At 71.5% G+C, this 10,972-nt stretch carries 11 protein-coding genes and 1 pseudogene; 5 read left to right on the top strand and 7 right to left on the bottom strand.

Translation table 11 applies throughout. From position 1 onward, the window contains the following. The 5 genes and pseudogenes from AS029_RS17810 to AS029_RS13090 all read right to left on the bottom strand — a co-directional run. A pseudogene (locus tag AS029_RS17810) lies at positions 1 to 218 on the bottom strand (HNH endonuclease); the annotation flags it as partial. A gap of 276 nt (positions 219 to 494) precedes the next feature. Next, complete coding sequence (locus tag AS029_RS13105; RefSeq protein ID WP_058233029.1) at positions 495 to 1,193, bottom strand: 4'-phosphopantetheinyl transferase family protein; 699 nt, start codon at positions 1,191 to 1,193, stop codon at positions 495 to 497. After that, entirely contained in the window at positions 1,190 to 2,128 is a 939-nt protein-coding gene (locus AS029_RS13100; protein ID WP_058233028.1) for an NUDIX hydrolase, read from the bottom strand. Before AS029_RS13100 ends, AS029_RS13105 begins: the two co-directional genes overlap by 4 nt. Then, positions 2,125 to 4,293 (bottom strand): RNA degradosome polyphosphate kinase, encoded by a 2,169-nt coding sequence (locus AS029_RS13095; RefSeq protein ID WP_058233027.1) that lies wholly within the window; start codon positions 4,291 to 4,293, stop codon positions 2,125 to 2,127. The genes AS029_RS13100 and AS029_RS13095 overlap by 4 nt, the downstream gene beginning before the upstream one ends. Positions 4,294 to 4,408: 115 nt before the next feature. Then, the gene (locus AS029_RS13090) at positions 4,409 to 5,101 is read right to left on the bottom strand and encodes a response regulator transcription factor (protein WP_058233026.1); all 693 of its coding nucleotides are present in this window, start codon (positions 5,099 to 5,101) and stop codon (positions 4,409 to 4,411) included. Positions 5,102 to 5,216: 115 nt separating this feature from the next. Between AS029_RS13090 and AS029_RS13085 the strand changes: the two genes are divergently transcribed. The 4 genes from AS029_RS13085 to AS029_RS13070 all read left to right on the top strand — a co-directional run bounded on the left by AS029_RS13085 (position 5,217) and on the right by AS029_RS13070 (position 8,434). After that, positions 5,217 to 5,507, top strand: a complete 291-nt coding sequence (locus AS029_RS13085; RefSeq protein ID WP_058233025.1) for a hypothetical protein — start codon at positions 5,217 to 5,219, stop codon at positions 5,505 to 5,507. A 130-nt stretch (positions 5,508 to 5,637) separates the two neighbouring features. Further along, positions 5,638 to 6,237 carry a heme-binding beta-barrel domain-containing protein gene (locus AS029_RS13080; protein ID WP_058233024.1) on the top strand — a complete coding sequence of 200 codons (600 nt, stop codon included), beginning with the start codon at positions 5,638 to 5,640 and terminating at the stop codon, positions 6,235 to 6,237. A gap of 2 nt (positions 6,238 to 6,239) precedes the next feature. Next, the gene (gene ygfZ / locus AS029_RS13075) at positions 6,240 to 7,328 is read left to right on the top strand and encodes a CAF17-like 4Fe-4S cluster assembly/insertion protein YgfZ (protein WP_058233023.1); all 1,089 of its coding nucleotides are present in this window, start codon (positions 6,240 to 6,242) and stop codon (positions 7,326 to 7,328) included. Next, positions 7,325 to 8,434: an FUSC family protein gene (locus AS029_RS13070; RefSeq protein ID WP_175456663.1), complete on the top strand. Its 1,110-nt coding sequence runs from the start codon at positions 7,325 to 7,327 to the stop codon at positions 8,432 to 8,434. Before ygfZ ends, AS029_RS13070 begins: the two co-directional genes overlap by 4 nt. Positions 8,435 to 8,533: 99 nt before the next feature. On the opposite strand, the gene AS029_RS13065 is transcribed toward AS029_RS13070, so the two are convergent. Continuing rightward, entirely contained in the window at positions 8,534 to 9,331 is a 798-nt protein-coding gene (locus tag AS029_RS13065) for a class I SAM-dependent methyltransferase (protein ID WP_058233022.1), read from the bottom strand. Between the two features lie 51 nt (positions 9,332 to 9,382). Here AS029_RS13065 and AS029_RS13060 point away from each other — a divergent pair, with 51 nt between their 5' ends. Continuing rightward, positions 9,383 to 10,129 (top strand): phosphoglyceromutase, encoded by a 747-nt coding sequence (locus AS029_RS13060; RefSeq protein ID WP_058233021.1) that lies wholly within the window; start codon positions 9,383 to 9,385, stop codon positions 10,127 to 10,129. Between the two features lie 55 nt (positions 10,130 to 10,184). On the opposite strand, the gene phoU is transcribed toward AS029_RS13060, so the two are convergent. Next, positions 10,185 to 10,868 (bottom strand): phosphate signaling complex protein PhoU, encoded by a 684-nt coding sequence (phoU, locus tag AS029_RS13055; protein WP_058233020.1) that lies wholly within the window; start codon positions 10,866 to 10,868, stop codon positions 10,185 to 10,187. Positions 10,869 to 10,972 lie beyond the last annotated feature (104 nt).

Genomic DNA, 10,972 nt, shown 5'->3' with positions numbered 1-10,972 from the left:
TCGGAGGCGACTTCTCGGAGGGCGAGTTCGGCGGCGCGGGCGGTGGCGCGTTGGTCGGCCATGACGTCGAGGGCGAGGTGGCCTGCGGCGGCGAGGGCGCGGGTGCGGGCGGCGTCGGCGGTGGCGAGGGCGGCGCCGGTTGCGAGCACGTCGTCGAGCACCGCGGTCAGGGCTGCGGGCCCGCCTTTCGGGGCTGTGGGGACGATGCGATCAGGCATGTGTGCATGCTAGCGGCGACCTCCGACATCGCCCCGGGCTCGCGGGCGTGATCGGGGATGGATGAGCGAACCAGCGCACTGGGGAGGAAGGGCGTCGCCCCGCCCGCCCGGCCCCGGCGGCGTCGACGGGCTCAGCCACCTGACGCGAGCATGGTGTCGGTGGCCTCGACGGGCTCAGCCACCCGACTAGTTGACCGGGGCCGGCTTCGACAGGCTCAGCCACCTCACGCCTCCGCGCAGCGAGATGGTCGAGGCTCACTCCGCGGTCGCAGGCGCTCAGGCCGCCCCGACCGCCACCGCCAGCACGACGCCCGCGGGACCGTCGAGGTCCCACCCGCGCCACGTGCTGCGACCCGCGCCCGACGGACGCCGGTCGGGATCGACGATCCGTGCCACCCACCCGTCTCCGGACGCGTTCACGGTGACTCGCGAAGGGTCGATGCGGAGTCCTCGCCCGTCGGCCTTCAGCACCGCCTCGACGCGCGCCCACTCGCGCGCATCGACCGCGCCGCCCATCCGGGCGGTCACGTCCTCTACGTGCGCCCACTTGCGCGCATCGGCCTCGCCATGTACCCGGGCGGTCACGTCCGCTACGCGCGCCGCCCACTCGCGCGCATCGACCGTACCGCCCGCCCGAACGGGCACGTCCTCCACCCCCGCCCGCGCCCGCTCAGCCGAGCCCCCGGGCAGCACGCGCTCGAGGCCCCCGGCCTCCGCCGGAACAGCGTCGACCCCGATCCGCGGGTGATCACGCGTCACCGCCACGACCGCCCACCCCGGGACGTACGACACCGAGACCGCGGCATCCACCCCCTCCACCCGAACACGGCCATGGTCGCCGCCGCACGATGCGCACCGCGAGACGAAGGATCCGCGGGGGAGCAGCTCGGCGAGCAGCGCGCGCGACGCCTCGCGCCGCGGGGCGCCCGGCGGCACCGCGCGCCAGGCGACCTGAATCCCGGCGGGAAGGGTCACACCCGCGGTTCGTGCGTCTCGATCGCGACGATGCCCGCGCCGGGATGCTCGACCGGCACGTGCACGACCGAGAAAGCGCCGGTCTCCAGCGTCGACGCGCTGCCGAGGTACGACCCGCTCATCGTGCCCGTCGCCAACGCGAGCTCGTGCATGATGTCGGGCAGCACGGGACCGTGACTGGTGAGGACGACCGGCTTGCGTGCGCGCACCCGATGACCGACGACGGTGCGTGCGTCGGCGCGACCTTGCTCCCACGCGTCCTGGCTGATGTCGGCGCACAGCTGCACGCGCTGACCGATGGCGTGCGCGATCGGTGTGGCCGTGCGCACGCAGCGTTCGGCGGGGCTCGAGACGATGCGTCGCACGCCGAAGGCGAGCAGCGGTCCGACGATCGCCTCGGCTTGCTTGCGACCACGGGATGTCAGCGGGCGATCGGTGTCGGCGCCGTCCCACTCGTCGCGCGAACGCGCCTTGCCGTGGCGCAGCACGACGATCGGGAAGGTGGGGAGCGCCTGCTCGTCGACGAGGCGGGCGAACTCGTCGAGGATCTCGATGTCGACGGGGTAGCTGAGGTGCTTGCGTGCCTTCTTCATGCTCACCCACTCGATCGCGGCGACCTCTTTGTTCGGCACGAACGACGAGGTGCGCACGGCCGCGTCGGTGGCCTCGGCCGCCCAATAGTGCACGATCTTCGTGCGCGAATTCGGCATGCGATATCGCGAGACGCCCACGGGCACACCGAGGGCGACACGGATGCCGGTCTCCTCGCGGATCTCGCGCACCGCGGTCTCGGCGAGGGTCTCGCCGGGGTCGACCTTGCCCTTGGGCAGCGTCAGGTCGCGGTACTTCGTGCGGTGGATGAGCAGCACGCGGAGCTTTCCCTCGACCCGGCGCCACACGACGCCGCCCGCGGCGTAGACCGCGGTCTCCGTCATCGGGCCGTCCGTGCGCGACGCTTGCGCTGCACGCGCGACATGGTGTGCTCCTGCAGATCGATCAGCGGGGCGCCGTCGGCGTCGACGCTGTGGCGCGTCCACTCGCCGTCCGCGCCCAGGTGCCACGAGCTCGTGCCGTCGTCCATCGCCAGGTCGAACAGGGCGGTGAGTTCGCGCAGCTGGTTCTCGTCGACGACGCGGACGAGGGCTTCGACGCGCCGGTCGAGGTTGCGGTGCATCATGTCGGCGCTGCCGATGAAGATCTGCGGGTCGCCGTCGTTCGCGAACGAGAAGATGCGCGAATGCTCGAGGTAGCGGCCGAGGATGGAGCGCACCGTGATGTTCTCGCTGACGCCGGGCACGCCGGGCTTGATCGAGCAGATGCCGCGCACCCACACCTCGACCGGGACGCCGGCCTGGCTGGCGCGATAGAGGGCATCGATGATCTGTTCGTCGACCATCGAGTTGACCTTGATGCGCACGCCGGAGGGCTTGCCCTCGAGCGCGTTGCGCCGCTCCTTGTCGATGTGGCGCAGCAGACCCTTGCGCAGGTGCAGGGGGGCGACGAGCAGACGCTTGAACTTCTTCTCGATGGCGTACCCACTGAGCTCGTTGAACAGGCGGGTCAGGTCGCGACCCACCTGGTCGTCGACGGTGAAGAGGCCGAAGTCCTCGTAGATGCGGCTCGTCTTGGGGTTGTAGTTGCCCGTACCGACGTGGCTGTAGTGGCGCAGGCGCCCCTCTTCTTCGCGGATGACGAGGGCGAGCTTGCAGTGCGTCTTCAGGCCCACGAGCCCGTAGACCACGTGCACGCCGGCCTTCTCGAGCTTGCGAGCCCACACAATGTTGTTCGCCTCGTCGAAGCGCGCCTTGACCTCGACGAGCGCGAGCACCTGCTTGCCGGCCTCCGCCGCGTCGATCAGCGCCTGCACGATGGGGCTGTCGCCCGAGGTGCGGTACAGCGTCTGCTTGATGGCGAGCACGTGCGGGTCGCGGGCGGCCTGCTCGAGGAACGCCTGCACGCTCGTCGCGAACGACTCGTAGGGGTGGTGCACGAGCACGTCGGCCTTGCGGATGGCGCCGAACAGATCGGCGCGACCGTTCTGCTCCGGCGGCTGGAACGGCAGGGCGGTCTTGGGCACGTGCGGGGGATAGTGCAGGTCGGGGCGATCGATGCGCGAGAGGTCGAACAGCCCGCGCAGGTCGAGGGCACCGGGCAGGCGGTAGACCTCCTGCTCGGTGATGTCGAGCTCGCTGAGCAGCAGCGATCGCGTGACGTCGTCCATGTCCTCCGTGATCTCGAGGCGGATGGGCGGACCGAACCGGCGACGCAGCAGCTCGGCCTCCAGGGCCTGGATGAGGTTCTCGGTCTCGTCCTCCTCGATCGTCATGTCCTCGTTGCGGGTGAGGCGGAACGCGTGGTGGTCGAGCACCTCCATCCCGGGGAACAGGTCTTCGAGGTGGTTCGAGATCAGCTCTTCGAGCGGCAGGTAGCGCACCCCCGGTCCGTCGCCGTGCACCTCGACGAATCGCGGCAGCATCGGCGGCACCTTCAGGCGCGCGAACTCCTGACGCCCGGTGCGGGCGTTGCGGATGCGCACGGCGAGGTTGAGCGAGAGCCCCGAGATGTAGGGGAACGGGTGGGCGGGGTCGACGGCGAGCGGCATGAGCACCGGGAAGACGTTGCGCTGGAAGTACTCGGTCAGACGCGCGGCGGTGTCGTCGTCGAGCGAGTCCCAGGTCACGACCTCGATGCCGGCGTCGGCGAGGGCGGGGCGCACCTTCTCGGTCCATGCCGCCGCGTGGCGCAGCTGCAGGCGGTGGGCCTCGGCCGAGATGTCGGCGAGCACGTCGAGCGGTGCACGACCGACGTTGGTGGGAACGGCCAGGCCCGTGACGATGCGGCGCTTCAGACCGGCGACGCGCACCATGAAGAACTCGTCGAGGTTGCTGGCGAAGATCGCGAGGAAGTTCGCGCGTTCGAGGACGGGAACGGTGGGATCCTCGGCGAGTTCGAGCACGCGCTGGTTGAACGCCAGCCAGCTCAGCTCGCGGTCGAGGTAGCGGTGGTCGGGCAGCTGGTCGTCTTCGGCTTCGACGGCCTCATCGAAGTCGTCGTCGTCGGCGTCGCCGAGGCCCGCATCCAGCGCGTCGTGTTCCATCATCCCCACATCATTGCAGGGGTCGGTGACGCCGGAGTGAACGGGCGGTATGCGCGGTGTCGGACGATGACGGATGCCGCGGCGTCGCGCTCGATGCCGGCGGCGGGCGTCGGACCGATCAGGCGGGGGCCGACACGGGGACGGGCGCGTCGTCTTCGTACACGTTGAAGCGGTACCCGACGTTGCGCACGGTACCGATGAGCTGCTCGAGGTCTCCGAGCTTGGCGCGCAGCCGTCGCACGTGGACGTCGACCGTGCGGGTGCCGCCGAAGTAGTCGTAGCCCCACACCTCGCTGAGCAGCTGCTCGCGGGTGAAGACGCGCGACGGGTGCGTGGCGAAGAAGTGCAGGAGCTGGAACTCCTTGTAGGTGAGATCGAGGGGCTTGCCGTGCACCTTCGCCGAGTAGGAGGACTCGTCGATGGTGATCCCGGAGGTCTGGATGCGCGTCGAGACCTGATCGGCGGTCCGGCGTCCCATGGCGAGCCGGATGCGGGCGTCGATCTCGGCGGGACCGGCGCCCACGAGCACGACGTCGTCGATGCCCCAGTCGGTGGAGACGGCGGTGAGGCCGCCCTCGGTCACGACGAGCACCAGCGGGGCTTCGATCCCCGTGGTCGTCATGATCTTGCACAGCGACTTCGCCCCGACCAGGTCGAAGCGGGCGTCGACGAAGATGACGTCGGCGCTGGGCGCGTTGACGAGCTGCGCCGCCTCGGCCGGAATCTGCCGCACGCGGTGGCTCAGCAGTTCGAGCGCGGGCAGGGCAGCGCCGCCGCCCGGGGCGGAGCTGAGTACCAGAAGCTGTGCCAAGAGGACCTCCCGTGCGGCGTGCCGCGCACCCGATCATCTTAGGGTGACGAGGCGGAGGCCCTCATCACCGGCGTATCGCGTGCGCCGGGCGGGGGTCCTGAGTGATGATGGGGTCATGTCGACTCCCGACCTCACTCCGCGCCGCACCGTCGCCGGCGTCATCGCGGTGTGGGTGCTCGCCGCGATCGCGGGGGTGGCGATCGGTCTGTTCGTTCCCGAGCAGTGGCGCGCGCAGTGGATCGCGGTCGCCCTCGGCGGTTGCGTGATCGTGGCCTTCGCCGTGCAGCTCTGGTACGGCCGTTCGCAGGCGTTCATCCAGCGAATGGCGCTGAGCTCGCTCGGTGCTCTCGTCGTGCTCGGGGTCATCACCCTCGGTTTCGGTCTCGCCGCTCTCGTCTCGGGCTAGAGTTGCACCATGGACCTCCTCGCGCTCGAACTGTTCTTCGTGGGACTTCTCGGCCTCGCTTCGCTGGCGATCGCCTTCGTGTCCGGAACGGTCATCTGGAACCTCTACCGCGGCCAGCGCTGAGCCCGTCGTGATCGAGATCCCGACCGATCTTCCGGCCGACCTCGTTCCCCTGTCGTGGCTGGTCGGCGTCTGGGAGGGCACCGGCGTCATCGATTACGAGGCCGACGGTCGCTCCTACTCGGGCGAGTTCGCGCACCGCGTGAGCTTCAGCCACGACGGCGGAGCGTTCCTGAACTACTCGGCCGATGCCTGGCTGCTCGACGGTGACGAGCGGCGTCCGCTCGTCTCCGAGATCGGCTACTGGCGCTTGGCGCGCCCCGCGGCCGACGCCGATGCCGGTCCGGGCCTCCTCCCGGCGACGGCCGCCGCGGTCGCCCGCACGGCGGACGACGTCGAAGCGCTCCGCAACGCCGACGGCGGATTCGACATCGAGGTCAGCCTGGCGCACGCCGACGGCATCCTGGAGCTCTACGTCGGTCAGGTGAAGGGTCCGCGCATCGATCTGGCGACGGATGCCGTGGTGCGCACCGCCGGCGCGAAGCCCTACACTGCGGCGACGCGCCTGTACGGCCTGGTCGACAACCACCTCCTGTGGGCGTGGGACATCGCGGCCCTCGGCCGCGAACTCGGCTCGCACGCCTCCGCGCGTCTCGCCCGGGCGGAGTGAGTATGGCCTCCCTCACCGACGTGCCCGGTGCCGTCGTCGACGAACGCGGTCTGCGTCACGTCGGCTCGCCCGTGGCCGAACAGCGTCGCCTGGCATCCGGTTCGGCGCTGGCGCCGCTCGGCGACCGTCGGGTCGTCTCCGTCGGCGGCGAGGATCGCCGCAGCTGGCTCGACTCGCTGTCGTCGCAGGCGCTGACCCACCTCGCGCCGGGCGTGTCCACCGAGATGCTCATCCTCGATCCCCAGGGACGCGTCGAGCACGCGGCCGCGGTCGTCGACGACGGCGAGACGACGTGGCTGCTCGTCGACGCCTCCGACGCCGAGGCGCTGGCATCCTGGCTCACCCGCATGCGGTTCCGCCTGCGCGTCGAGGTGCGCGACCGCTCCGCCGACCTCTTCGTCATCGGCGGAACTCGCGCCGCCGTGGCGGAGCTGACGACCGCGGCCCCCGTCTGGGTCGATCCCTGGCCCGAGGTCGCCCCCGGAGGCTGGGCCTACGCGCGCGTCGAGCCGCACCCCGGCGCCGAGCGCGACTGGGCCGAGGCGATCGTCGATGCCGCCGAGTTCGAGCGTGTGATCGACGCGGCCGTGCGCGGCGAGACGTCGCTGGCGGGGCTGGATGCCGTCGAGGCCCTGCGCGTCGCCGCGTGGCGCCCCCGCGTGGGTGTCGACGCCGACGAGCGGCTGCTCCCGCACGAGATGGACTGGCTGCGTACCGCGGTGCACCTGTCGAAGGGCTGCTACCGCGGCCAGGAGACGGTGGCGAAGGTGCATAATCTCGGCCACCCGCCGCGCCGCGTGGTGGCCCTGCAGCTCGACGGCAGCGACAACGTGCTGCCCGTCCGCGGCGATGCCGTGCGCGCGGGTGACACCGTGATCGGCGCCATCACCTCGGTCGCCGTGCACCACGAGGAGGGGCCGATCGCCCTGGCCCTCGTCAAGCGCACGGCCCCCGAGGGCGTGCCGCTCGTGGTCGACACCGCCGACGGTCCCCTGGCTGCCGCAGCCGAGACCGTCGTGCCCGCTGATGCCGGGGCGACCGCGGCCGTCCCGCGCCTGCCCCGCCTCGGTCGCCGCCGCGCGGCGGAATGACCGGCGACGAGTCCTCGACGACCGTCGGGGTCGTCGTGCCCCGCTCACGCCTGCGCTCCACCCTCGCGCGTCGCGTCGTGCGGGTGCGCGAGTCGCTGCCCGCGATCTCGCAGATCGTGGTCGCCGCGACCGCGGCCTATGCGTTCGCGCACTTCGTGCTCGGACACCCCGTCCCCCTGCTGGCGGCCACGGTGACCGTGTCGAGTCTGGGACTCGTGCGCGATGCCCGACCGTGGCGCGTCGCCGAGACGGTGATGGGCATGCTCGTCGGCATCCTCATCGCCGAGGTCGTGCTGCTGGCGGCCGGGAGCGGCTGGTGGCAGATCGCCCTGGCGATGACGGTGACGCTGCTGGTGGCCCGTTTCGTCTCACCGCAGCCGGGATTCGCCCTGGCGGCGGTGGTGCAGTCGCTCATCGCCCTGGTGATCGTCACCGGGGCGCCGTTCCTGCGGCTCGTCGACGGCGCCGTCGGCGGTGCGGCGGCCCTCATCGTCACGGCGCTGATCCCGCGCACGCTGCGGCGCACCGAGCTGCGCGACGCCGACGAGCTGTTCGACGCGCTCGATGGCGCGATGGCGACGATCGTGCGGGCGCTGCGCAAGGGCGACCGCGCCCGGGCGGAGCGGGGGCTGGAGCGCGCGCGTTCGTTGCAGACGTACGTCGACGCCTGGAGCGGGTCGCTGGAGTCGGGGCGCGAGGTCGCGCGCATCTCGCCGTTCCTCCGCCGCCAGCGCACGGAGCTGCAGCGTCACGAGCGGGTGCGCGAGGCGCTGGATCTGACGACGCGCAATCTGCGGGTCGTGGCGCGGCGCGCGGCCTATCTGTGCGCGGACGGTGACGCGCGTCCCGTTCCGGCCGACCTCCTCGCCGAACTCGCCCGGGGCGCCTCGCTGGTGCGCGACAGCCTCGACGACATCTCCGTCGAGCCCGCAGCGCGCGCGGCGCTGGTCGCGGTCACCCGTCGCCTCGACCCGGCGGCCCTGCTGCCGCACGGCGGTGTCGGCGAGCTCAACCTCGTCGCCGCGATGCGGCCGCTGGCCGTCGACCTGCTCACCGCGGCGGGTATGCCCTCCGCCGAGGCGCGGGCGCTGCTCCCGCGCATCTGACCCGCGGCGCGACGGCGCTGGGGCACGACTCCTCCACGGCCCCGCCGCCACGGGGCCCGAACCGCTCGATCCGCCCGCAGAACCGGAGTCGTGCGGCGCTCATCGCGGTGCGACGGCCTCCCACGCGATCCCCACCTCGCCGAGGCGCCAGCGCTCCCGACGCACGAGGGGCCAGCCGGCATCCGTCATCGCATCCATCGCGGTGCGCCACCGATGCGTCGGGCCGAAGGGCGCCACGGCGGCCGCACGCGTCCACTCCCGTTCGAGGGATGCCAGGAACGCGTGCACCCGCTCGCCCTCGACGTTGCGGTGGATGAGCGCCTTGGGAAGCCGCTCGGCGGCGACGGCGGGGGAGTCGAGTGCGGCGAGGCGCAGCGAGATCGTAAGGCTCCGGGCAACGGCGTCGGCGCCCACCTCCGCCCAGGTGACGATGCGGCCGATCTCGTCGCACGTGCCCTCGACCAGGATGCCGCCGGGCTGCAGGCGCGCGCACATGCGGGCCCAGGCGTCGGCGACGTCGGTCTCGTCGTACTGGCGCAGGACGTTCATCGCCCGGATGACAGCAGGCCGTCGGCCGTGGGGGACGGGCACCTCGAAGCCGCCGCGGGCGAACGACACGCCGGTGACGCCGGCGGCCTGCTCGCGCGCGCGCGTGACGCGGTCGGCGTCGATCTCGAGGCCCAGCACCGTGGCATCCGGCCGCTGCGCGGTCAGACGGGTGTGGAGCTCGAGCGGGGTGACGGCGCTGGCACCGAAGCCGAGGTCGACCACGAGCGGGTCGTCGGTGCGACGCAGCACCGGGTGTCGCGCGATCCAACGGTCGACGCGGCGCAGGCGGTTGACCCCGGTCGTTCCGCGCGTGGGGCGCCCGACGGGAGAGGAACTCACTGACGACATGATGCCAGCCGCGGCTCCTGACCGGCGCCCCGGCGTCGATAGCATGGAGTCATGCCTCACACGCTGATCCTCCTCCGCCACGGGCAGAGCGAGTGGAACAAGACCAACCAGTTCACCGGCTGGGTCGACGTGCGACTCACCGACCAGGGCAAGGCCGAGGCGAAGCGCGGCGGCGAACTGCTCGCCGAGTCCGGCGTGCTGCCCGACGTGCTGCACACCTCGGTGCTCAGCCGCGCGATCCAGACCGCGAACATCGCGCTCGACGCCGCCGACCGCCTCTGGATCCCCGTGAAGCGCTCGTGGCGCCTCAACGAGCGTCACTACGGCGCCCTGCAGGGCAAGGACAAGGCGCAGACCCTCGAGGAGTTCGGCAACGACCAGTTCATGCTCTGGCGCCGCTCCTTCGACGTGCCGCCGCCGCCGCTGCCCGCCGACGACGAGTACAGCCAGGTCGGCGACCCCCGCTACGCCGGCATCGACGGCGAGGTGCCCGACACCGAGTCACTCTCCATCGTCATCGACCGCATGCTGCCGTACTGGCACAGCGACATCGTCCCCGACCTGCAGGCGGGCAAGACGGTCCTCGTGACCGCGCACGGCAACTCGCTGCGGGGCCTCGTGAAGCACCTCGAGGGCATCAGCGACGCCGACATCGCCGAGCTGAACATCCCCACGGGCATCCCGCTCGTCTACCGTCTCAACGACGACCTCACCCCGGTGGGGCCGGGCGAGTACCTCGACCCCGAGGCCGCCGCGGCGGGTGCCGCCGCCGTGGCCGCGCAGGGCAACAAGCACTGACGCCGCAACGCGAAGGGGGTGGATGCCAGGCATCCACCCCCTTCGTCGTGTGTGCTCAGATCACGGGGCTCGGCTCGTGCTCGACCTCGTCGTCGGCGCCGGCCCAGTCGCCGGTCGCCAGGTAGATGACCTTCTTCGCGACCGACACCGCGTGGTCGGCGAAGCGCTCGTGGTAGCGGCTCGCGAGGGTGGCGTCGACCGTGGCGGTCGCCTCGCCCTTCCACGAGTCACCGAGCACCTTCTCGAAGACGCTGACGTGCAGCTCGTCGATGTCGTCGTCGGCGTCGCGGATCGCCTCGGCGATACGCAGGTCTTGCGTGCGCAGCAGCTCGGCGAGCTTGCGGGCCACCTCGACGTCGAGTTCGCCCATGCGGGTGAAGGTCGATTTGAGGCCCTTGGGGATGGCGCGCTCGGGGAAGCGGGAGCGGGCGAGCTGGGCGATGTGCTCGGCCATGTCGCCCATGCGCTCGAGCGAAGCGCTCACGCGCAGGGCGGTCACGACGATGCGCAGGTCGCGCGCGACGGGCTGCTGGCGGGCGAGGATCTCGATGGCGAGCTCGTCGAGCTCGACGGCCTTCTCGTCGATGATCGCGTCGGCCTCGATGACCTCTTCGGCGAGGGCGACGTCACTCGTTCCGAAGGCGCGCGTGGCGCGGTCGATGGCGATGGTCACGAGGTCGGCGATCTCGACCAGGCGGTTCTGAACGTCCTCGAGGGACTGGTGGAATACTTCGCGCATGGCGGGTACCTTCCTCGTCGGCGGCACGGCACATAGGTGTCCCGCAACCCTCGGGGATTCTTTCCAGCGAAGGTTAACGAGCGGTGCTGTGACAGTGAATAGTA

Origin of the sequence: Microbacterium enclense (genome assembly GCF_001456955.1) — a bacterium.
GTDB classification, from domain to species: domain Bacteria; phylum Actinomycetota; class Actinomycetes; order Actinomycetales; family Microbacteriaceae; genus Microbacterium; species Microbacterium enclense.
The sequence above is the reverse complement of the archived record's forward strand: the minus strand, read 5'-3'. Positions and strand labels throughout refer to the sequence as shown.

Bases quoted from the DNA above. Each gene is read 5' to 3' on its own strand.
- AS029_RS13100 (WP_058233028.1), bottom strand. From the start codon at position 2,128: ATGACGGAGACCGCGGTCTACGCCGCGGGCGGCGTCGTGTGGCGCCGG.
- AS029_RS13095 (WP_058233027.1), bottom strand. From the start codon at position 4,293: ATGATGGAACACGACGCGCTGGATGCGGGCCTCGGCGACGCCGACGAC.
- AS029_RS13085 (WP_058233025.1), top strand. From the start codon at position 5,217: ATGTCGACTCCCGACCTCACTCCGCGCCGCACCGTCGCCGGCGTCATC.
- ygfZ (WP_058233023.1), top strand. From the start codon at position 6,240: ATGGCCTCCCTCACCGACGTGCCCGGTGCCGTCGTCGACGAACGCGGT.
- AS029_RS13070 (WP_175456663.1), top strand. From the start codon at position 7,325: ATGACCGGCGACGAGTCCTCGACGACCGTCGGGGTCGTCGTGCCCCGC.
- AS029_RS13065 (WP_058233022.1), bottom strand. From the start codon at position 9,331: ATGTCGTCAGTGAGTTCCTCTCCCGTCGGGCGCCCCACGCGCGGAACG.
- AS029_RS13060 (WP_058233021.1), top strand. From the start codon at position 9,383: ATGCCTCACACGCTGATCCTCCTCCGCCACGGGCAGAGCGAGTGGAAC.
- phoU (WP_058233020.1), bottom strand. From the start codon at position 10,868: ATGCGCGAAGTATTCCACCAGTCCCTCGAGGACGTTCAGAACCGCCTG.